General features: G+C 55.5%; 20 protein-coding genes. 3 read left to right on the forward strand and 17 right to left on the reverse strand.

The window, feature by feature from the left end; genetic code table 11:
* The first annotated feature begins 60 nt into the window (after nt 1–60).
* Nucleotides 61–921 carry a pyridoxal kinase PdxY gene (gene pdxY / locus ACQG19_RS10695; protein WP_013096907.1) on the forward strand — a complete coding sequence of 287 codons (861 nt, stop codon included), beginning with the start codon at nt 61–63 and terminating at the stop codon, nt 919–921.
* Nucleotides 922–969: 48 nt separating this feature from the next.
* Here pdxY and gstA read toward each other — a convergent pair whose 3' ends face one another.
* The 12 genes from gstA to blr all read right to left on the reverse strand — a co-directional run bounded on the left by gstA (nt 970) and on the right by blr (nt 11,255).
* On the reverse strand, nt 970–1,575 hold the full coding sequence (gene gstA, locus ACQG19_RS10700; protein WP_013096906.1) for a glutathione transferase GstA: 606 nt from the start codon (nt 1,573–1,575) through the stop codon (nt 970–972).
* A gap of 98 nt (nt 1,576–1,673) precedes the next feature.
* Nucleotides 1,674–3,182: a dipeptide/tripeptide permease DtpA gene (gene dtpA / locus ACQG19_RS10705; protein WP_013096905.1), complete on the reverse strand. Its 1,509-nt coding sequence runs from the start codon at nt 3,180–3,182 to the stop codon at nt 1,674–1,676.
* Nucleotides 3,183–3,799: 617 nt separating this feature from the next.
* On the reverse strand, nt 3,800–4,435 hold the full coding sequence (nth, locus tag ACQG19_RS10710) for an endonuclease III (RefSeq protein WP_020688297.1): 636 nt from the start codon (nt 4,433–4,435) through the stop codon (nt 3,800–3,802).
* Nucleotides 4,432–5,118 (reverse strand): electron transport complex subunit E, encoded by a 687-nt coding sequence (locus tag ACQG19_RS10715; protein WP_023622212.1) that lies wholly within the window; start codon nt 5,116–5,118, stop codon nt 4,432–4,434. The genes nth and ACQG19_RS10715 overlap by 4 nt, the downstream gene beginning before the upstream one ends.
* A gap of 2 nt (nt 5,119–5,120) precedes the next feature.
* Entirely contained in the window at nt 5,121–5,741 is a 621-nt protein-coding gene (gene rsxG, locus ACQG19_RS10720) for an electron transport complex subunit RsxG (RefSeq protein ID WP_246932055.1), read from the reverse strand.
* A gap of 10 nt (nt 5,742–5,751) precedes the next feature.
* On the reverse strand, nt 5,752–6,804 hold the full coding sequence (gene rsxD / locus ACQG19_RS10725; RefSeq protein WP_038980391.1) for an electron transport complex subunit RsxD: 1,053 nt from the start codon (nt 6,802–6,804) through the stop codon (nt 5,752–5,754).
* The gene (gene rsxC, locus ACQG19_RS10730) at nt 6,805–8,925 is read right to left on the reverse strand and encodes an electron transport complex subunit RsxC (RefSeq protein ID WP_095427164.1); all 2,121 of its coding nucleotides are present in this window, start codon (nt 8,923–8,925) and stop codon (nt 6,805–6,807) included. It abuts the gene before it with no gap.
* Nucleotides 8,918–9,496 carry an electron transport complex subunit RsxB gene (gene rsxB, locus ACQG19_RS10735; RefSeq protein ID WP_013096899.1) on the reverse strand — a complete coding sequence of 193 codons (579 nt, stop codon included), beginning with the start codon at nt 9,494–9,496 and terminating at the stop codon, nt 8,918–8,920. Before rsxB ends, rsxC begins: the two co-directional genes overlap by 8 nt.
* On the reverse strand, nt 9,496–10,077 hold the full coding sequence (rsxA, locus tag ACQG19_RS10740; protein WP_013096898.1) for an electron transport complex subunit RsxA: 582 nt from the start codon (nt 10,075–10,077) through the stop codon (nt 9,496–9,498). Before rsxA ends, rsxB begins: the two co-directional genes overlap by 1 nt.
* 76 nt (nt 10,078–10,153) lie before the next feature.
* On the reverse strand, nt 10,154–10,594 hold the full coding sequence (locus tag ACQG19_RS10745; protein ID WP_013096897.1) for a DUF2569 domain-containing protein: 441 nt from the start codon (nt 10,592–10,594) through the stop codon (nt 10,154–10,156).
* A gap of 87 nt (nt 10,595–10,681) precedes the next feature.
* Nucleotides 10,682–10,897: a transcription modulator YdgT gene (gene ydgT, locus ACQG19_RS10750; RefSeq protein WP_013096896.1), complete on the reverse strand. Its 216-nt coding sequence runs from the start codon at nt 10,895–10,897 to the stop codon at nt 10,682–10,684.
* A gap of 232 nt (nt 10,898–11,129) precedes the next feature.
* Nucleotides 11,130–11,255: a division septum protein Blr gene (gene blr / locus ACQG19_RS10755; RefSeq protein WP_168112406.1), complete on the reverse strand. Its 126-nt coding sequence runs from the start codon at nt 11,253–11,255 to the stop codon at nt 11,130–11,132.
* A gap of 243 nt (nt 11,256–11,498) precedes the next feature.
* On the opposite strand from blr, the gene ACQG19_RS10760 reads away from it, so the two are divergent.
* Nucleotides 11,499–12,539: an oxidoreductase gene (locus ACQG19_RS10760; RefSeq protein WP_013096894.1), complete on the forward strand. Its 1,041-nt coding sequence runs from the start codon at nt 11,499–11,501 to the stop codon at nt 12,537–12,539.
* Between the two features lie 44 nt (nt 12,540–12,583).
* Here ACQG19_RS10760 and add read toward each other — a convergent pair whose 3' ends face one another.
* The 3 genes from add to malX form a co-directional block, all read right to left on the reverse strand.
* A complete protein-coding gene (gene add, locus ACQG19_RS10765; protein ID WP_013096893.1) occupies nt 12,584–13,585 on the reverse strand; it encodes an adenosine deaminase in 1,002 nt (333 codons plus the stop codon).
* 96 nt (nt 13,586–13,681) lie between these two features.
* Nucleotides 13,682–14,854, reverse strand: coding sequence for a MalY/PatB family protein (locus tag ACQG19_RS10770; protein WP_148791130.1), 1,173 nt, complete (start codon nt 14,852–14,854; stop codon nt 13,682–13,684).
* A gap of 48 nt (nt 14,855–14,902) precedes the next feature.
* Nucleotides 14,903–16,495 (reverse strand): maltose/glucose-specific PTS transporter subunit IIBC, encoded by a 1,593-nt coding sequence (gene malX / locus ACQG19_RS10775; RefSeq protein WP_020688287.1) that lies wholly within the window; start codon nt 16,493–16,495, stop codon nt 14,903–14,905.
* Between the two features lie 178 nt (nt 16,496–16,673).
* On the opposite strand from malX, the gene ACQG19_RS10780 reads away from it, so the two are divergent.
* Nucleotides 16,674–17,702 carry a Mal regulon transcriptional regulator MalI gene (locus ACQG19_RS10780; RefSeq protein ID WP_194500210.1) on the forward strand — a complete coding sequence of 343 codons (1,029 nt, stop codon included), beginning with the start codon at nt 16,674–16,676 and terminating at the stop codon, nt 17,700–17,702.
* A gap of 86 nt (nt 17,703–17,788) precedes the next feature.
* Here ACQG19_RS10780 and ACQG19_RS10785 read toward each other — a convergent pair whose 3' ends face one another.
* Nucleotides 17,789–19,321: a YdgA family protein gene (locus ACQG19_RS10785; protein WP_013096881.1), complete on the reverse strand. Its 1,533-nt coding sequence runs from the start codon at nt 19,319–19,321 to the stop codon at nt 17,789–17,791.
* A 98-nt stretch (nt 19,322–19,419) separates the two neighbouring features.
* Nucleotides 19,420–20,595, reverse strand: a complete 1,176-nt coding sequence (gene manA / locus ACQG19_RS10790; RefSeq protein ID WP_013096880.1) for a mannose-6-phosphate isomerase — start codon at nt 20,593–20,595, stop codon at nt 19,420–19,422.
* Nucleotides 20,596–20,783 lie beyond the last annotated feature (188 nt).

Genomic DNA, 20,783 nt, shown 5'->3' on the forward strand with positions numbered 1-20,783 from the left:
GTCTCCAGGGGCGTGGGAAACCACGCCCTTTTTGTTTTTTCAGGGTTTGGTAAGCATAAAATGAAGAACATCCTCGCCATTCAGTCCCACGTTGTTTTTGGACATGCTGGCAATAGCGCGGCAGAATTCCCGATGCGCCGCCTCGGGGCTAACGTCTGGCCCCTCAATACCGTACAGTTCTCAAACCATACACAATACGGCAAATGGACCGGCTGCGTGATGCCGCCTTCGCATCTCACGGAGATCGTGCAGGGCATTGCCGATATCGACCAGCTCAAACGCTGTGACGCGGTTCTGAGTGGTTACCTGGGCTCCGCAGAGCAGGGGGAGCATATCCTCGGCATCGTTCGCCAGGTGAAAGCAGCCAATCCCGCAGCAAAATACTTCTGCGATCCGGTGATGGGTCATCCGGAAAAAGGCTGCATTGTGGCGCCTGGCGTGGCTGAATTCCATGTTCGCCATGCGTTACCTGCCAGCGATATCATCGCGCCCAACCTGATTGAGCTGGAGATCCTTTGCGAGCATCCGGTTAACAGCGTCGCAGAGGCGGTAAGCGCGTCTCGTGAACTGATAGCCCAGGGGCCTGAGATTGTGCTGGTGAAACATCTCGCCCGTGCAGGGCTGAGCAGAGACCGCTTTGAGATGCTGCTGGTGACCAAAGACGAAGCCTGGCACATCAGCCGTCCCCTGGTAGATTTTGGCCTGCGTCAGCCAGTGGGCGTGGGAGATGTGACCAGCGGGCTGTTGCTGGTGAAACTGCTACAGGGGGCGACGCTGCGCGAAGCGCTTGAGCATGTGACTGCAGCGGTGTACGAAATTATGATTGCGACGAAAGAGATGCAGGAATATGAACTGCAGGTGGTCGCGGCACAGGATCGTATTGCGCAGCCGGAGCACTATTTCAGCGCAACACAGCTCTAAACTATGCCGGGTAAGCGTCAGCGCCACCCGGCAACGCAGGCCGCTCGGTTAATTCAATCCTTCCGCTTTCAGCGCCGCGGCCACCGCAGGGCGCTCCGCCATACGCGTCATATATGCTGCGATATGGTCTAACCCGTCCAGATTCAGCTTAACCGCACGCGCCCAGCGCAGCACGGTAAAGAGATACGCATCGGCAATGGTGAAGCGTGCCCCGCAGATATACTGATCGTCCTTCAATGACTCATTGACGTACTGCAGCTTTTTCTCCAGCAGGGCGCGAACGGTCGGTTTGTACTCTTCCGGCGTATCCGGGCGGAACAGTGGCGTAAATCCTTTATGCAGTTCGGTTGCAATGTAGTTCAGCCACTCGAGCGTTTTATAGCGTGAAACCGTACTTACCGGGGCCAGCAGCTGGCGATCGGGCACGCTGTCTGCCAGGTACTGCATAATGGCGACGCCTTCTGTCAGCAGGGTACCGTCATCCAGAAGCAGTGCCGGAACTTGTCCCTTCGGGTTAATCGCAAAAAAATCGTCGCCGTTTTCCAGGCGCTTTTTCATCAGGTCAACGCCGTCCAGCGTGAAATCTTTGCCGCTCTCGCGCAGGGTAATATGGGAAGCAAGAGAGCACGCGCCCGGTTTGTAGAACAGTTTCATCGGTAACTCCTTTTTGCTGAGGTTTCAGCTATGTTAGTGCGCAAGCAAACAAAAAAAAAGCCGCTAATAAATTAGCGGCTCATCGTTTCTCAATAACGTTACGCGGTAGCGGTTTCGGTCGCTTTCGTCGCTTTGTCGTCGTCCTGAGTCATACGGTTCAGCTTCGGTGCCGTCAGCAGCATCAGCGCCGCGATAACCGCCGTTGCGATACCAATCTGCAGGAAGACGGTACCGTACACATTCAGTGAAACCAGCGGGTCAGTCACGTTCTCAGGCACCGCCATCAGGTTTGCGATTTTACCTGCGATGATGGCTGCACCGGCAGTGGTCAGGAACCAGCTACCCATGATGAAGCCCATAAGACGCTGTGGCACCAGCTGTGCAACCATCGCCAGACCCAGACCGGAGATCATCAGTTCACCGATAGACTGCAGGGCATAGCTCAGGATCAGCCAGTTAACGGAGACGATACCGGCGTCAGTCGCAAATTTGGTACCCAGTGGCAGCACGAGGAACGCACCAGAGCACAGCACCATACCGATGGCGAACTTGTGCGGCATTGGCAGACGGTCACCCATCTTGTTATAGATAGCCGCCAGAATTGGGCTACCAATCATGATCCAGAACGGGTTCAGCGCCTGATACTGCTCCGGCTCGAACGCGATACCCAGGATGGAGTGCTCAACGTTGCGAATAGCGAAGAAGTTCAGCGAGGTAGGCATCTGGCTGTAGAGCACGAAGAAGATAATCGCTTCCAGCATCAGGATGAAGGCCACAATCATCTTGCGACGGGCCGCACCCTGCATCGCGAAGGCTTCTTTCGCGAAGATGATGACGATACCCAGTGCCACCACGCCCAGAACGGCACGTGCAACACCCTGGTTATGCAGCAACCAGGTGGCGATGGCCGCGAGGATAACAACACCCACGATGGTGGCCAGCAGTTTGCCCATATGCACCGGTTCGAAATCAGGTTTTGAACCGTAGTCCTTAACCCAGCTACGGCAGAACAGGAAGTTCACAACGGTAATCAGCATACCGACAAAGCTCAGCGCAAACGCCACGCTCCAGCCGAATTTTGCGGCGAGCCATGGGGTTGCCAGCATGGAGAAGAATGAACCAATGTTGATGGACATGTAGTACATGGTGAATGCACCGTCCAGACGTGGGTCATCTTTGCTGTAGCAGGTAGAGAGCAGGGATGACGGGTTCGCTTTGAACAATCCATTACCAACGGCGATGGTTGCCATACCCATATAGACTACGGCTGCGTCATGACCAGACCAGGCAACCAGACCATAGCCGATTGCCAGAACAATGGCGCCCAGCATAATGACACGCTTCGTACCCAGAACTTTATCACCAAGCCAGCCGCCAATCGCGACCAGACCGTAAACGAGGGCACTGAATGAAGAGAACAGCGTGATGGAATCGGCTTCGGACATACCCAGCTGTTTTACCAGGTAAACCGCCATGATCCCTTGCAGGCCGTAATAACCAAAACGCTCCCATAACTCGATAGAGAAGATGAGATAGAACGCTTTTGGCTGTTTAAAAGCGTTCAAACTCACGCTTTCATCTGTTGGTTTATTGTTTGCAGTTGACACATATACCTCTTTTTTTACATCCCATATTAACGGGGGTGTTCATAGCGTGATGGCCGGAGTCCATCCGCTTTATAGTTATATTGGGAGGAGAAACGGCGGGTAATGTTCACTATCCTGACCCGTCTGGCAATACGTTTGTAATAATCTGTTACATATAACTGAGCCGCTATAATCCTCGGTTTCTGCAAATGTTATTCAGCGTTAAATTTTACACAATGGGTTTTGTTGGTTTTTTTGACTGCGAAAAACCGGCGGAGAGGGTTGTTTGGCGATATGTTCTGCTATTTACCGTTAAATGCAGTCATATAGCCCATATTCTGAAAAATGAGTGGTCTTATCTGCGGCCATTGAAGGATTACATCTTGTCTGGCAAAGGGTTTAGGTGGGATCTGACAACAAAAAATCAACATGAAGTTATCAGAGTGATCGCGATCACAAATGTATAGAAATTTTCGGTAGTGAAAAAACTATTAACCTGTTTGAGCGTTAAATAACCGAACAATTGACAGGGCGTAAGAGAACATATGCGGACAACTTGCGGCCTAAAGGAAGGTTTTTAGTTAAGCCTTCCTTTAGTAAGGTCTTGATGATGCGAAAGTAAAAAAGAATAACGCCGCTCAGGGATACACTTTTTCTTTATATTCGCAGAGATCTTCAATGATACATGAGCCGCAGCGAGGCTTTCTGGCAATGCAGGTATAACGGCCATGCAGGATAAGCCAGTGATGACAGTCGACTTTGAATTCAGCGGGAACCACTTTTAACAGTTTCTCCTCCACCTGTTCGACATTTTTACCCGGAGCGAAGTTGGTTCGGTTAGCGACACGGAAAATATGGGTATCAACCGCGATGGTCGGCCAGCCAAACGCGGTGTTCAGTACCACATTCGCCGTTTTACGTCCCACACCCGGCAACGCTTCCAGCGCCTCGCGATCTTCCGGCACTTCACCACCATGACGCTCCAGCAAAATGCGGCAGGTCTTAATGACGTTCTCCGCTTTGCTGTTAAACAGCCCGATGGTTTTGATATAAGACTTCACCCCTTCCACGCCCAGCTCCAGCATGGCTTTCGGGGTATTGGCCACCGGATAGAGCAGGGCGGTGGCCTTATTCACGCTCACGTCAGTGGCCTGAGCCGAAAGCAGCACTGCGATCAGCAGCTCAAACGGCGAAGTGAAATTCAGCTCAGTCGTCGGGTGCGGGTTTGCGTCCCGAAGACGGGTGAGGATCGCAATGCGCTTTTCTTTGTTCATGAGGCTTTCCCGGGTATCCCTTCCTGCACGCTGCGCTCAGCCGCGCGGCGCTTACGTTTTTCATCAATCAGGTATTTTATCGCCAGCATCATGCCAAGGCCAATAAACGCACCCGGTGGCAGCATAGCCAGCAGGAACGGCGTATCCGTATGAAACACCTCGATGCGTAAAACTTTAGCCCAGCTTCCCAGCAGCGCGTCTGCGCCGTCGAAGAGGGTACCGTTGCCAAGAATTTCACGCAGTGAGCCCAGAACGAACATCGCGCAGGTGGCTCCCATTCCGATTGAGAAACCATCCAGGGCCGACATCGCCGGGGTGTTCTTCACGGCAAAGGCTTCTGCACGCCCCACCACGATACAGTTGGTAACGATCAGCGGAATAAAAATCCCCAGTGACTGATACAGACCGAACGCGTAGGCATTAATCAGCATCTGAACGACGCTCACCACTGACGCGATGATCATGACGTAAATCGGAATACGGATTTCCGACGGCGTCCAGCGGCGCAGGGTGGAAATGGAGAGGTTGGTCAGGGTCAGCACCAGCGTGGTGGCAAGCCCCAGCCCCAATGCGTTGGTAGCGGTGGATGTCACCGCCAGCAGCGGGCACAATCCCAGCAGCTGTACCAGTGCGGAGTTGTTCTTCCACAACCCCTGGACAATGACCTCTTTAACCTGGCTCATGCTCACTCCTCACAGGCTGGAAGATTGTTAATCTGCGCAGGCAGCGTTTCTGCATACAACCCGGCACGTTTTACGGCATTCACGACGGCACGCGGCGTAATGGTGGCCCCGGTGAACTGGTCAAACTCGCCGCCATCTTTCTTGACGGCAAACGTCGGGTCCGCTTCGCCGTGGATCACCTTACCGGCAAAATGCAAAATCCAGTCGCTCAGGCGTGTCTCAATTTTATCCCCAAGGCCCGGCGTTTCGTGGTGTTGAGTCACGCGGGTACCCAACACGGTACCGGAAAAATCGGTACCCACAAGTAGCTGAATGGCACCGGAATACCCGTCTGGTGCCGTGGCCTCCATCACCACGCCCACCGCGTTATCGCCTCTACGGGCGATATAGAGACGATGCGGGCCTTTACCTAACTGCGGCGCCTGTACCACGAAACAGCTTTTCTGCAGGTCATTATCGTAGAAATCAGACGGCATCACCTGATCGAACAGCGCGCGTTGCTGCTTCGCGGCCTGTTCATCAATGGTCGTTTTGGTCAGTTCGTTCACCAGTGCCGTCATCCCGGTGAGGACAGCAGCGAAAATGGCCAGCGTGACGCCATGTTTTTGCATTGTTTTCAGCATCGCGAAACCCTTACCGATGGCCGTACACGCGCGGGCGCGTGTAGTAGTCAATGAGCGGAACGGTGATGTTGGCAAGCAGGACGGCGAACGCTACGCCATCCGGGTATCCGCCGAAACTGCGGATCAGCCACACCAGCAGACCGGCCAGCGCACCGAAGATCAGACGACCGCGATTGGTGGTCGAGGCGGTCACCGGATCGGTCAGAATAAAGAACGCGCCCAGCATGGTGGCGCCAGAGAGCAGATGCATCTGCGGGCTCGCCAGGGATTCAGGAGAGAAGAGCCAGCCCAGCGTGGAGCAGACCGCGAGCGTGACCAGGAAGCTCACCGGAATATGCCAGCGGATCGCTTTCTGCTGCAGCAGAAACAGGCCGCCCAACAGATATGCCAGGTTAACCCACTGCCAGCCTGCACCGGCCAGCACGCCGCTGTAGATGGCTGATTGCATGATCTGCTCAACGCTGTGCCCGGCACGCAGGGACGTTTTAAACGTATCGAGCGGTGTGGCCTGGCTGACACCATCCACGCCCATACGCAACGCATTCATATCGGCACCGGACGCCGTATGGCCGGTAAAGATCACCTGAAGGGCATCCATAAAACCCGGCACCGTGGCGGCGATATCGTGCGGCGGCAGCCAACTGGTCATTTGTACCGGGAAGGAGATAAGCAGTACCACGTAGCCGACCATCGCCGGGTTAAAGGGATTGTGGCCCAGCCCACCGTACAGCTGTTTGGCAATAATCACCGCAAACACCGTACCGAGCACGATCATCCACCACGGCGCAAACGGCGGAATACTGATGGCCAGCAGCAGGCCCGTCAGCAGAGCGGAGTTATCGCTGAGAATACGGGAAATGTTCATCTTACGCAGCTTCAGCACCAGCGCTTCGGCCGCTACGGCGCTGGCACAGCCCAGTGCTAACTGGAACAGGGTTCCCCAGCCGAAAAACCAGAACTGAACGGCAATACCCGGCAGTGCAGCCAGGCAGACCAGCATCATAATGCGCGACGTCTGGCGCTGGTTATGGGTGTAAGGGGAACTTGCGATTCTGAAAACCATTTAATCCTCGTTAACTGCTTGCTGTGCGGCTTTCTTCGCCTGAACGCGTGCAATCGCGGCGGCGACGGCGGCTTTGCGTGGATCGTCGTTCGCGGCAGGCTGTTGTACTTCCTGCTGAGCCGCTTTCCGTGCTTTGGCGCGGGCGATGGCCGCTTCGACAGCGGCTTTGCGCGGATCGACTGGTGCCTCTTCTGCAGCTGGTTGTTGTTGCTGCGCTGCTTTCCGCGCTTTGGCGCGGGCGATGGCCGCTTCGACAGCCGCTTTACGCGGATCGACCGGCGCCTCTTCTGTGGCCGGTTGCGGTTGCTGCGCCGCTTTACGCGCTTTAGCGCGGGCTATCGCGGCTTCAACGGCGGCTTTGCGCGGGTCTGTGGCCTCTTGCTCAACGACTACCTGCTGCTCTCCCGCTTTCCGTGCTTTGGCGCGGGCGATGGCCGCTTCAACGGCCGCTTTACGCGGATCGACACGGGTTTCTTCCGGTTGCCCAGTTTGCGCTTTTTCCGCCTGACGCGCGCGCGCCGCGGCCTTACGCGCTTCACGTGCGGCAATGGCTTCGCTGTTATCTGGCTTCTCACCGGCGGAGATCACCACAGGTTGCGCTGCGGTCGCTTTTTTCTCGCGCACGCGAGCCAGCGCCGCGTTAATGGCATCCTGATCTTTCTCGCCTGGCTGAACGGCAGCCTGCTTATGACGCTCCTGACGGGCCAGTTTTTCACGCTCCAGACGAGCCTGGCGGGCTTCAAAGCGGGCTTTCGCTTCGGCAGCGCGTTTTTCTTCCATCGAGATGGCATAAATCTCGGCCTTCTCCTGACGGAAGTACTGCACCAGCGGAATGTTGCTAGGGCAGACCCAGGCGCACGCGCCGCATTCGATGCAGTCAGCCAGATTATGCGCTTGCGCTTTATCGTGCAGCTGACCTTTGCTGTACCAGTACAACTGCTGTGGAAGCAGATCGGCCGGGCAGGCATCGGCGCAGGCGCTGCAGCGGATGCAGCCTTTCTCTTCCTGCTCTTCACCCATTTCGGTGGGGGAGGGGGCGAGCAGGCAGTTAGTGATTTTTACGACCGGAACGTCCAGCCACGGCAGGGTAAAGCCCATCAATGGACCGCCCATGATCACCATCTGATCGCTGCCGGGACAGAATCCGGCCTGCTCCAGAAGATGACGAACCGGCGTGCCCAGACGCGCCCAGACGTTCCCCGGACGAGACACTGACTCGCCCGTCAGCGTCACCACGCGTTCGGTCAGGGGTTCACCGTCAATCACCGCGCGTTTCACGGCGTAGGCGGTACCCACGTTTTGCATCAGCACGCCAATATCCGACGAGCGGCCGCCGTGGGGAACCTGCTTTCCGGTGAGTATTTGCGTCAGCTGTTTTGCCCCGCCCGACGGGTACTTGGTCGGAATGACGCGCAGGCTGATATCGTGGCTACCGGCGAGCACCGCGCGTAGCATGGAAATGGCCTGCGGTTTGTTATCCTCAATGCCAATTAGCACTTCACGAGGCTGCAGCACATGGGCGAGGATACGGATCCCCTCCACGACCTGCGCGGCGCAGTCCTGCATCAGGCGGTCATCGGCGGTGATATAGGGTTCGCATTCGGCGGCATTAATAATCAGGGTCTGAATTTTATCGCCGCCACCGCGCAGTTTGACGCCGGTCGGGAACCCTGCGCCACCCAGCCCGGCAACGCCGAACTGATGAATACGGTCGATAAGCGCTTCCCGGCTGCGGGCGCGGTAGTCGCTCCAGCCATCGCGTTCGATCCAGCGGTCTTCGCCGTCGGCTTCAATAATGACGCTCAGTTCGGAGAGGGCTGACGGATGGGCAACGGTGTGTGGGGTAATCGCCACCACTTTACCGGATGTCGGGGCGTGGATCGGCAGCATACGCCCACGACCAAAGGTCAATGGCTGGCCGCGAAGGACGGTATCGCCTTCTTTAACGCACAACTCACCCTCAGCGCCAATGTGCTGCTTCAGCGGCATGACGAAACGGGTCGCCAGCGGAATTTGACGCAGCGGCGTGCCGCTGGACTGGGTTTTCATCTCTGGCGGATGGATCCCGCCGTCAAAGTCCCAAATCTTCTCTTTTCTGAAAGCAGAAAATAACTTAAGCATGTTGTTCCACAGGAATATTGCGAACCGGAATGGTTTGAAGATCCCACTTCCAGCTTTCGGTAGTCGTTTCAACCGGGCGCAACTCAATACATTGCGTCGGGCAGGGTGCCACGCAGAGGTTACAGCCGGTGCACAGATCCGCCACAACGGTGTGCATGGCGCGGGTGGCGCCAACAATGGCGTCGACAGGGCATGCCTGAATACACTTGGTGCAGCCAATGCAGTTCGCTTCGTCAATCACCGCGAGGGCACGCACGGGCTCCTGCACCTGCGCATCGCCATCAATGGGTTGCGGGTCGACGTTTAGCAGCGCTGCAATTTTCAGCATTACCGCTTCGCCACCTGGCGCACAGCGGTTGATTTTCTCACCCTGAATACCCACGGCTTCTGCATAGGGACGACAGCCAGGATAGCCGCACTGCCCACACTGGCTTTGCGGCAAAAGCTCATCGATTTTTTCAACAACAGGATCGTCCTCTACCGCGAATCGGCGGGAGGCGTAACCCAGAATCAGGCCAAACACCAACCCCAGCACGCTGATGGAGGCGATGGCAATCCAGATGGTATTCATTACAACTTCACCAGACCACTAAAGCCCATAAAGGCCAGAGACATTAAACCTGCGGTCACCAGCGCAATCGCGTTTCCGCGAAAGGGCGCAGGGATATCCGCTGCGGCGAGGCGCTCACGAATAGAGGCAAACAGCACCATCACCAGCGAGAAACCGACGGCGGCAGAAAAACCGTACAGCGCCGACTGCATGAAATTATGCCCGAGATTAATGTTCAACAGCGCTACGCCAAGAACGGCACAGTTGGTGGTGATCAACGGCAGAAAGATACCCAGCAGGCGATAGAGCGCCGGGCTGGTTTTACGCACCACCATTTCGGTAAATTGCACCACTACGGCAATGACCAGAATAAAGGCCAGCGTACGGAGATAGACTAAACCCAGCGGGATGAGGATCCAGGTATCAATCAACCAGGCGCAGATGGACGCCATCGTCATCACGAAGGTGGTTGCCAGCCCCATGCCCATTGCCGTTTCCAGCTTTTTGGACACGCCCATAAACGGACACAGGCCAAGGAACTTCACCAGAACGAAGTTGTTAACCAGCACTGTGCCGACAAAGAGCAGTAAGTAATCGGTCATTATTCAGCCTGAAATAAAAAAGCCGCCTATTATCGGATAAACCACAACAGGCGACAACAGGTTATCTGTAAGGTTATTACGGATTCACGAAGGTGTTCTTCACCCGCGTCGAACGCTTGAAATAGGGCACCAGAAGCGCCGCCGCCAGTAACGGGAAAAGCAGCTGACGAACGGCCAGCGCGTCCGAAACCGGTGAAAAAGCAAAGGCTTTCACCGCCAGCAGTACGGAAACGAGCAGCCAGATGATGTAGTGCTTAGGCACATTTTTGCGGCGTTTAAAGAACGCAATGGTTAGCCACAGCGTGTAGTACCACATGCCTATGGCGAAGACGAACGACACGAACCACAGCGTAATATTCAGCACACTTTGCGACATCAGGGTCTGGATTGCATGAGGGGTAACCAGCGCGGTGGTATAAAGCAGCAGCGCAAGTGATGCGCTTAATAAGGCAACCAGCAGCCATGCCAGTGGGGCGATTAACCAGCCTCCAATTCTTTCTCCAGGCGTTGCGGTCATGAACTCTCCCATAAATCTGCGCGAAATGTTGTACAGCCAGTTTGCAGGGCGGAGAGTATATAACATTTCGCGCGGATGGCTACTTTCTTATAAAACGTAACGCCATACGGACTTAGGCACTTCGCCGACGTTAAACAAACGGCCACCGGAGACCAGCTCCGCACGGCGATGATCCGCTGCACGATACATATTGATGATGTCCTGATTATCCGACAGCGTGTAGTTCAGGTGGTCAAACAGTTTTTCCAGGCTCTCAAGGGAATTGATCTTGCGAAATTTTAATAAATAGTCCTGAACTGTCATATTAATAAGTTTCCATATAAAAGTGAGTCATACCCGTTAAGGTAATTCGTTTGAATAATAAACGGATTAATAAAGACGTAAACTGCCCACTCAGGTAACGCGACTAAATTAGGAGTTTTCTTTGCGAAAGATTCAGGCATCTGATGATGCCTGGAAGAGAAGGTTAACCGTGTTCACCAGGAGTGGCAATAAGTAACTGACATATTATGTCACTCTTTATTACCGTAACCGGTTACTTAGGTTGGGCGACAGTGACAGGCTCCGGCGGTTGGTAGTTATCGATGTGGCTGGCAACGCCAAGCAAAATGACCGATACCCCAAGAACAATCCATCCCGCTAATTCAATGATTCGATTAATAATTGACGTCATAATTCGTGTTTGTAATTTATCCATAAATACCGGTTGCAAATGTTACAGCGCCAGGGGGGAGACAGCAAGTGCTTTGGGAACGGTTCCCTTAAGCACAATCAGCGGGTTAACCCCATATAACAAAAACAAGCGGAGCAGGATGCTATTTTAAGTCATATGGCACATGCTTAATCTGTCATGAGGCCGGGTTAGCCAGTGTGAAATAAGAACATCACAGGAGAGGGCAACACTATGAGTGATAGCATCCGTGTCGGGCTTATTGGTTACGGGTATGCGAGCAAAACATTCCATGCGCCGTTAATTGCCGGTACGCCGGGAATGGCGCTGGCGGCGGTGTCGAGCAGCGATGCCACCAAGGTGCATGCCGACTGGCCCACCGTTCCGGTTGTCTCTGAGCCTAAGCACCTTTTCAATGATCCGAATATCGATTTAATTGTGATCCCCACGCCGAACGACACCCATTTCCCGCTGGCGAAGGCGGCGCTGGAAGCCGGTAAGCATGTCGTCGTCGATAAACCCTTTACCGTGACGTTGTCTCAGGCACGCGAGCTGGATGCGCTGGCGAAAAGCCTTGGCAGACTGCTGTCGGTGTTTCATAACCGCCGCTGGGACAGCGATTTTCTCACGGTAAAAGCGCTGCTCAGCGAGGGAACGCTCGGGGAGATAACCTTCTTTGAATCGCACTTTGATCGTTTCCGGCCGCAGGTGCGAAACCGCTGGCGTGAGCAAGCCGGGCCAGGCAGCGGCATCTGGTACGATTTAGCCCCACACCTGCTCGACCAGGCCGTGAATCTGTTTGGCCTGCCGGTGAGTATGACGGTCGATCTGGCCCAGCTCAGACCCGGCGCGCAAACGACCGATTATTTTCATGCCATCCTGAGCTACCCGCAACGGCGGATAGTGCTGCACGGAACGATGGTTGCGGCTGCGGAATCTGCGCGTTATATCATTCACGGCACGCGGGGGAGCTATGTGAAGTTTGGTCTGGATCCGCAGGAAGACCGGCTGAAAAACGGCGAGCGTTTGCCTCAGGAAGACTGGGGATATGATATGCGAGACGGGGTAGTGACCAAAGTGGAGGGGGAGACGCTGGTGGAAGAAACCTTGCTGACGAGCCCGGGGAACTACCCGGCATATTATGCGGCCGTGCGTGATGCGCTGAACGGCACGGGGGAAAACCCGGTACCAGCCAGTCAGGCGATTCAGATTATGGAGTTGATTGAACTGGGCATTGAATCTGCCAAACATCGCGCCACGCTCTGTCTGGCATAAGTTTTGTTGGCCGGGTAGGGCGTAGCCGCCACCCGGCAAAGGGGTTACGCGTTTGCCACCTTATCCCGAAGCGCCTGCTTCTCTTCCGGCGTGAGGAAGGCCATCTCCAGCCCATTAATCTGCGCCTGGCGGATCTGTTCGCGGCTCAGGCCCGCCTGCGGTGCGGCGACAGTGTACTCGTGGATAATGTCCACGCCCTGTACCGCCGGGTCATCGGTATTCAGCGAGGCCAGCACGCCGTGCTCAAGGAAGGTTTTCAGCGGGTGCTTATCCAGCGCGGGCACGGTGCTGGTCTGAATATTGGAGGTCAGGCAGGATTCAATCCCGATACGTTGCTCGGCCAGGAAGTCCATCAGGGCGCGATCTTCCACCGCTTTTACACCGTGACCGATACGCTCGGCACCCAGTTCACGGATGGCCTGCCAGATGCTCTCCGGCCCCGCCGCTTCACCGGCGTGTACGGTAACATGCCAGCCGGCATCACGTGCGCGGTTGAAATGTGACAGGAACAGGCTGCCCGGGAAGCCCAGTTCATCCCCGGCCAGGTCGACGGCGGTGATCGCGTCACGATGCGCCAGCAGCGCTTCCAGTTCCTGCAGACAGGCCGCTTCGCCGAAGGTACGGCTCATGATGCCAATCAAACGGGCCTGCACATCGAAGGCTTTGCACCCTTCACGGACACCTTCAATAACGGCTTCAACCACGCCTGCAACGGGCAGGCTGTGGGTCATCGCCATATAGCCTGGCGAAAAGCGCAGTTCGACATAGTGCAGGCCGTTACGGGCGGCATCTTCGATGTTCTCAAAAGCGACACGGCGACAGGCATCCAGTGAGGCCAGCATCTTTACGCCCCAGTCGAGTTTGCTCAAAAAACTGACCAGATCCGGTTCATTAGAGGTGACCTGAACGTGCGGGATCAGGGTTTCAAGCGATTGAGCAGGGAGCGTTAAATTGTACTGGCGGCCAAGATCGAGGATGGTTTGGGCACGAATGTTACCGTCAAGGTGACGATGAATATCTGTTAAAGGCAGGCGTGTATCAATCATGGTCGCACTCTTTTCTGGTTAAAGTGCGCCACATTATAAAAACAAAACGAGGTAAAAAGCTATTTGCGCAAGGGAATATTCCGTTGCGCAAACAAACTACAGGAGCGTGTTGATACCCGCAATCAGCCGCTGCACCCCTTGTTCCAGCTTGCTGCGCGGGCAGCCGGCATTCAGGCGGATAAAACCGATGCCTTCGTTTCCGTAGGTATATCCCGGCATGATGGCGACTTTTTGCTGCTCAATCAGTACGTTTTGCAGGGCGCGATCGTCAATATTTAACGGGCGCAGGTCAATCCAGGCGAGATAGGTCGCCTCGGGTGGCGTCCAGTTTAGTACCGGAAAAGCGCTGTTCATTTCACGTGCGATAAATTTCAGGTTCTCTTCCAGATAGTCGCGCAGCGCGGCAAGCCACGGCTCACCCTGCTGATAGGCGGCAATATGCGCCGTCAGTGCCAGCACGGAGGGAGAGGAGAGGCCGTCACGGCCTTTTAGCGCGCTCAGATACGCATTACGGCTCTCCTCATCGCCTATTAACCCATATGCGCCGGTCAGTGCCGGGATATTAAAGCTCTTGGAGCCTGAGGTCAGCAGTGCCCATTTACCGCGCGCGACCCTGTTCCATGGCGTGTGGCGATGTTCTCCCCATACCATGTCCATATGAATTTCATCGCTTATCACCGCCACGTCATAGCGCGCGCACAGTTCAGCCATCTGCGCCAGCTCCTCCTGCGTCCAGACCTTGCCGGTCGGGTTTTGCGGGCTGCACAGCAGCAATATTTTGTTTTCCGGTTTCGCCAGGGCGGCCTCAAGCGCGACCATATTTCCCTGCCAGCCCGTCGCCTGTTTTTCCATCGCCACTGGCACCACGCGGCGCGCATTGCCTTCAATGGCTTTATAAAACGCGTCATAAGCCGGGGTATGCACCACCACACCGTCTCCCGGCATCGACCACAGGCGAATCAGCTCAGAGACCATATAGATCACGGAAGGGCCATAAACAACGGTTTCAGTATCAATCCGGCTGTTAAAACGTTGCTGGAACCAGTGCGCCACCGCGGCCAGGAATTCTTCGTTTTTCCAGCGGCTGTAGCCAAACACGCGGTGATCAATACGTTGATGTAGCGCATCGATAATGCAGGGGGCGGTGGCGAAATCCATATCAGAGATCGTAAAGGGCAGCAGGTCGGCGGCACCAAAACGGTCGGCAACATAATCCCACTGTGTACACCAGGTGCCGTGGCGATCGACAACGGTCGAGAAATCAAACATGACGTAGGTCCTTAAAGTAAAACCCCCTCAGCGTGAGGGGGTGAGGCATCAGGCTTCGACTGTGCGCATCAGGGTGGCCAGTTCATCTTTGACCGACTGCACCTGCGGGCCGATAACCACCTGCAAATTGTGCTGATTCAACTGTACCACGCCAATTGCCCGGTTGGCTTTCAGGGCATTGGTATCCACTTTCGACATATCCGCCACCGACAGACGCAGACGGGTAATGCAGTTATCCAGAGAAGTAATGTTATCCGCACCGCCCAGCGCCGCCAGAATTGCCGGCGTGTTATAACCCGATTTACCCACTGTACCGGCAACGGCCTGTTCCACGCTGGTGGCGGTTTCGGCATCGCGGCCTGGCGTTTTCAGATTAAAGCGGGTGATGGCGAAGCGGAAGATACCGTAGTACACCACGAACCAGATCGCCGCCACGACCGGCACCAGATACCACTTGGTGGACAAACCATGCAGGATGCCGAACACCACGAAATCAATTACGTTGCCGTCGGTGTTACCGATGGTGACACCCAGCACCGCCATCACGGTAAAGCCCAGACCGGTCAGCACCGCGTGGATGAGATACAGCACCGGCGCGACAAACAGGAACAGGAATTCGATAGGCTCAGTCGTACCGCCTACAACGCAGGCGATTACCCCGGAAATCAACAGCCCTTTAATTTTGTGACGATTTTCAGGTCGGGCGCAGTGGTACATCGCCAGCGCCGCGCCTGGCAGACCGCCGAGGAAGGCCGGCATTTTACCCTGTGACAGGAAGCGGGTCGCACTCTCAGAGAAGCCATGAGTGGTTGGGCAGCTCAGCTGCGCCTGGAAGATGGTCAGGGCACCGCTTACATCATGACCGCACACTTCCATGGTGCCGCCTGCTTCGGTGAAGCGAATCAGCGCCACCAGAATATGTTGCAGGCCAAACGGCAGCAGCAGACGTTCGCCGGTACCGAAGATCATCGGGCCGAAATCGCCCGCGCCGTTAATGATACGGCCAATACCGTTGATACCGAGCGCAAAGACCGGCCAGATCAGCGGGATGACCAGACCAAACAGCCCCATGACCACGAGAGTAATAATTGGCACGAAGCGGGTGCCGCCGAAGAATGCCAGGGCATCGGGGAGGCGGATATTGTGGAAGCGCTCATGCAGCATCCAGATAATGACCCCCGCGATCACCGCGCCGAGGATCCCGGTGTCGATAGACTGAATACCAATCACGCTCTGAATGTTGTTGGCTTTCAGCACCGCAGCATCGGTAGTGGGCAGGATGCCTTTGGCGGTCAGCCAGAAGTTCACCGCAAGGTTCATCACCGCGTAGCCCACAAAACCGGCGAACGCCGCCACGCCTTTATTCTCACGCGCCAGGCCCAGCGGGATGGCGATACAGAACATCACGGGCAGGAAACTGAAGGCAAAGGAGCCGACCTTACTCATCCAGATAAAGATCGCCTGCAGCACAGGGGTACCGAGGAACGGGATCAGCGTAATGACGTCCTTACTGCTGAGCGAGCTGCCGATCCCGAGCATAATCCCGCAGAACGAGAGAAGCGCCACGGGCAGCATAAAGGTTTTACCCAGTTGCTGGAAAAATTCCCACAGCGATATTTTTTGTGCTGTTTTCGCCGTCATAAAACGACTCCTTTATTGTTAAAATCAGTTTGTCTGCTTCAATGCTGCGAGAAGATAAAACGTTTTATCAAAGTTTAGTGCGCGCTGAATCACATTCTCAGCCTTTCACTGGTAGTATAAAGATAACGTATTGATAAAACGTTTTACCGATCTCATTATCATGGAGTCACGCCAACACATGGCTGTAGCGAAAAAGATCACCATCAACGATGTCGCGCTGGCGGCGGGGGTTTCCGTCAGCACCGTTTCACTGGTCCTGAGTGGAAAAGGGCGTATCTCTCCCGCGACCGGTCAGCGGGTTAACGACGCCGTTGAACAACTGGGTTTTGTGCGTAACCGTCAGGCGTCGGCCCTGCGCGGGGGACAAAGCGGCGTGATTGGCCTGATCGTGCGTGACCTGACTTCACCCTTTTACGCCGAACTGACCGCCGGGTTAACCGAAGCGCTGGAGGCGCAGGGACGAATGGTGTTTCTGCTCCACGGCGGGCGCGAGCCGGACCAGCTTCTTTCCCGGCTCGACATGCTGCTCACCCAGGGCGTTGACGGTGTGATTGTTGCCGGAGCATCGGGCGTGAGTAGTGAATTATGCGAGCGCGCGGCCGCTAAAGGGGTGCCGCTGGTCTTTGCGTCGCGCGCCAGTTATCTGGATGAAGCCGATACCCTGCGGCCAGACAACATGCAGGCGGCTCAAATGTTGACCGAGCATCTTATTCGTCGCGGGCATCAGCGGATTGCCTGGCTCGGCGGAAAAAGCTCGTCGCTGACCCGCGCCGAACGGGTGGGCGGTTATTGCGCGACGCTGATTAAATACGGTTTACCGTTCCACAGCGAGTGGGTGGTAGAGTGTGAATCCAGTCAGAAAAAAGCCGCAGAAGCGATCGGTGCACTGTTAAGCAGCAGTCCGACGATAAGCGCCGTGATTTGCTATAACGATGTGATTGCGATGGGGGCCTGGTTTGGTCTGATCCGTGCCGGGCGTCAGAGCGGTGAGGGGGGTGTTGAAACCTTCTTCGGCCATCAGGTGGCGTTAGGGGCATTTGCCGACGTTGGTGAAAATGCGCTGGACGATCTGCCCATTGTCTGGGCCACCACGCCCGCACGGGAGATGGGCTACACGCTGGCGGACAGGATCATGCAGCGCATCGAAAAAACAGACGTGCAGGTCGGGCACCAGATTGTGGCGGCGCGGTTAGTCACGGTGAAATAACCCAGAGCACGTTGCGGAGCGTAGGCCAGATAAGGCATCGCCGCCACCCGGCAATAAAAAACCCCTCATGCGAGGGGTTTTGTCGTTTACTGCTGTGGCGCCGCAGGTTCGGCTGGCGCTGCTGGTTCAGCCGGTTCCGGCATGCCCAGGGCAGGCATACCAAACATGCCGACAAAGTCCTCCAGCGGCATTTTGTCACCGTTGAGCGTCACCTGGCCGTTGGCATACTGCAGGCTGGTGGAAATCGTGTTGTCGTCCACCTTGGTGATACGGAACATCTGGCCCATCGCCGCCAGGCCTTTCACCTGCTGGTTTGCCAGCTTACCGGCATCGTCATCGCCGTACCCTTCAAGCTTCGCAATCTGAGTCATAAACTCGGTTGCCATGTCCATTGGGATCGTCAGCTTGCTGTCCAGTGACTTCACGCTGCGATCCACTTCCTGCGCCAGCGTTTGCGGTTCGCCCGTTGCGGTTGCCGGATCTTTCAGGAACAGAGACAGGTTAAAGCTGGTTTCGCCTTTGCTGTTTTTCCAGCTCAGCGGAGCGACGGTGATCACCGGTTCACCTTTGAGCAGAATAGGCAGGTTGTTGAACAGCACGGCCATCGCCTGCTGCTGATACACTTCCGGGTTCTGCTGCAGCGCGGCATCGGTCAGCAGCGCCTGGCTCTCTTTGCTGTATTTCTGGCTGAATTCATGCCATGCCTGACCGTCAATATTGCCGATCTTCAGCGAAAGCTTGCCGGTACCCAGGTCCTGATTCTGCACTTTCAGGCTCTTCAGGGTGTAATCCAGCTGAGTATTGATGCTCTTACCGTCTTTGGAGACATCCGATTTACCATCAACGTCCATGCCTTCCAGCACGGCCATCTCTTTACCTTCAATCGCAATGGCAATTTTATCGATCGAGAGTTTCTGATCGCCGATACGCTCTTTGAAGTCGGTCATGCGGCTGTTGCCGTCGGCTTTCAAATTGTTGAAGGTAATTTGTACCTTCTGATCGTATTCGTTAACGGCGTTGACCAGACCGCTTTGCGCTTCCCCTGTCAGGGAGAGCACGTTCCCTTCGCGGTCAGCATCTACGGTGAAGTTGCCACCGCTGAAGGTGACTTTCTCGTTCTCTTTCTCGTAGTTCAGCGCCTTCAGCGCGATATTCGAGCGGGTGTCACCGGCATAGCTGATGCGGGTATCAACCGCGAAAGGCGATTCATTTTTTGCCAGATCGAACAGCGGCTTAGTTAAGTCGTTATTCACCAGCACGGTGTGAACGGACGCCATTGATGGGATCAGGTTAAAGGACTTCAGCTGCGCCAGCGGGAACGGACCGTGACTTACCACCTCATCCAGCACCACCGTCTGGCCCGGCTTCAGCCAGCCATTTTCATTTCCGGCAACGGGCTTCACCACAAGCTGCATATGGCTGGTGAATACCCCGCGCTCATAATTCTGATAGCTCAGCTCTACACCCGCTTCCGGTGCGCCACGCTTAATTTGGCTGTTAGCCTGTGCCACCATCTCAGCCAGACGGCTCTCCAGCTGCTTCCCGGTAAACCAGGATGCTCCCGTCCAGACTACGCCTAACGCTACAATCACGCCTACCGCTACGACCGATTTTTTCATTGCGACTATCCCTAAAATGAAACCAGGCGGTAGAAACCGCCCGGAGATATAAAGCCTGCCACTAGCTTAGCAAGAGTTGTTAAAAAATTCAGTATTGTCTAAAGCTTATTAAATACGCGCGCCAGGCGACCGGTACCGCTCACGCTGACCGGGGACTCATTAGCAGCAACGAATGCTGACTCACCCGGCTTAAGCACCAGACGCTGTTCGCCTTTATGCAGTGTCGCTTCACCCTCAACGCAGAACAGGATCGCCGCGCTCTCCTGCGCGATGGTCGTTTCGGTCTGGCTGAGGTCGTGCAGGGAGAAAGCAAAATCGTCAACCGGAATAGGGAAGTCCAGCTCTGCGCCATTTTTGACGGGCTGAGTAAGCAGCTCGGCAGCAGGTTTTGCCACAAACTTCACGTTAGCCACCAGTTCAGGGATGTCGATATATTTCGGCGTCAGACCCGCGCGCAGTACGTTGTCCGAGTTGGCCATTACCTCCAGCGCCACACCCTGCAGATAGGCATGCGGCGTTTCCGCGAACAGGAACATGGCTTCGCCCGGGTTTAGCTTCACCACGTTCAGCAGCAGCGGGGAGAACAGGCCGCTGTCGTCCGGGTAAAACGCAGAAATCAGACGGATGGTGTCCCATGGTTCGCCCTGCTGGCCGTCCAGCGCCGCTTTCAGCACCGCCAGGGCGTGGGATTTCTCGTCGCCCTGCATGTTGAGCAGGCTGGCGAACAGCTGGCTCAGGCTTTCCGCGTTCGGATTTGCCAGGAAATGCGCGATAGCGTTATGCGCTCCTGCGACCGGCTGCAGCAGAGAGATGATCTCGGAGAACTCGCGAAACGCGTTCATCGCCAGGAAAGGGGTCAGCGCAAAGACCAGCTCCGGCTTGTGGTTCGGATCTTTATAGTTACGCTCGGCGGCATCTAATGGGATACCGGCCGCATTCTCTTTTGCAAAGCCAATTTCAGAGGCTTTCTTGTTCGGGTGAACCTGGATGGAGAGAGGTTGATCGGCACACAGCACCTTAAACAGGAACGGCAGCTCGCCAAAACGGTTGGCCACGCTGTTACCCAGCAGCGTGGCTTTATCGGCATCAATTACGTCGCGCAGCGCGCGCACCTGGCCGCTGGCATCTTCAACTTTTGAGCTGCTCTTCGGGTGGGCGCCCATCCACAGTTCTGCCATCGGCAGGTTGTCCGGGTTCGCGATACCGTAGAGTTCCGTTAACGCAGTTTTACTTCCCCAGGCGTAGTTTTGCACTGAGTTGATGAGTTTTTGCATTATCAAGCCCTGATTCAAATGTGGAATAAACTCCGGGTATTAAAGCAATAAACCACCTGGAAGTAACCTGCGGATGTAAAAAGTCGTACTAGTCTCAGTTTTTGTTAAAAAATTGTGTAGGATAAGCTGACTCGCTTTTAAGCCGGGCAGCGGAACATCTGCCCTGAATAATCAGACCGACGCAGTAA

It is taken from the genome of Enterobacter cloacae complex sp. 277I4 (genome assembly GCF_050031465.1).
GTDB lineage: Bacteria > Pseudomonadota > Gammaproteobacteria > Enterobacterales > Enterobacteriaceae > Enterobacter > Enterobacter cloacae.

Excerpts from the sequence above, each read along its gene's own strand:
- pdxY (WP_013096907.1), top strand. The coding sequence starts at position 61 with ATGAAGAACATCCTCGCCATTCAGTCCCACGTTGTTTTTGGACATGCT.
- gstA (WP_013096906.1), bottom strand. The coding sequence starts at position 1,575 with ATGAAACTGTTCTACAAACCGGGCGCGTGCTCTCTTGCTTCCCATATT.
- nth (WP_020688297.1), bottom strand. The coding sequence starts at position 4,435 with ATGAACAAAGAAAAGCGCATTGCGATCCTCACCCGTCTTCGGGACGCA.
- ACQG19_RS10715 (WP_023622212.1), bottom strand. The coding sequence starts at position 5,118 with ATGAGCCAGGTTAAAGAGGTCATTGTCCAGGGGTTGTGGAAGAACAAC.
- rsxG (WP_246932055.1), bottom strand. The coding sequence starts at position 5,741 with ATGCTGAAAACAATGCAAAAACATGGCGTCACGCTGGCCATTTTCGCT.
- rsxD (WP_038980391.1), bottom strand. The coding sequence starts at position 6,804 with ATGGTTTTCAGAATCGCAAGTTCCCCTTACACCCATAACCAGCGCCAG.
- rsxC (WP_095427164.1), bottom strand. The coding sequence starts at position 8,925 with ATGCTTAAGTTATTTTCTGCTTTCAGAAAAGAGAAGATTTGGGACTTT.
- rsxB (WP_013096899.1), bottom strand. The coding sequence starts at position 9,496 with ATGAATACCATCTGGATTGCCATCGCCTCCATCAGCGTGCTGGGGTTG.
- rsxA (WP_013096898.1), bottom strand. The coding sequence starts at position 10,077 with ATGACCGATTACTTACTGCTCTTTGTCGGCACAGTGCTGGTTAACAAC.
- ACQG19_RS10745 (WP_013096897.1), bottom strand. The coding sequence starts at position 10,594 with ATGACCGCAACGCCTGGAGAAAGAATTGGAGGCTGGTTAATCGCCCCA.
- ydgT (WP_013096896.1), bottom strand. The coding sequence starts at position 10,897 with ATGACAGTTCAGGACTATTTATTAAAATTTCGCAAGATCAATTCCCTT.
- ACQG19_RS10760 (WP_013096894.1), top strand. The coding sequence starts at position 11,499 with ATGAGTGATAGCATCCGTGTCGGGCTTATTGGTTACGGGTATGCGAGC.
- add (WP_013096893.1), bottom strand. The coding sequence starts at position 13,585 with ATGATTGATACACGCCTGCCTTTAACAGATATTCATCGTCACCTTGAC.
- ACQG19_RS10770 (WP_148791130.1), bottom strand. The coding sequence starts at position 14,854 with ATGTTTGATTTCTCGACCGTTGTCGATCGCCACGGCACCTGGTGTACA.
- malX (WP_020688287.1), bottom strand. The coding sequence starts at position 16,495 with ATGACGGCGAAAACAGCACAAAAAATATCGCTGTGGGAATTTTTCCAG.
- ACQG19_RS10780 (WP_194500210.1), top strand. The coding sequence starts at position 16,674 with ATGGCTGTAGCGAAAAAGATCACCATCAACGATGTCGCGCTGGCGGCG.
- ACQG19_RS10785 (WP_013096881.1), bottom strand. The coding sequence starts at position 19,321 with ATGAAAAAATCGGTCGTAGCGGTAGGCGTGATTGTAGCGTTAGGCGTA.
- manA (WP_013096880.1), bottom strand. The coding sequence starts at position 20,595 with ATGCAAAAACTCATCAACTCAGTGCAAAACTACGCCTGGGGAAGTAAA.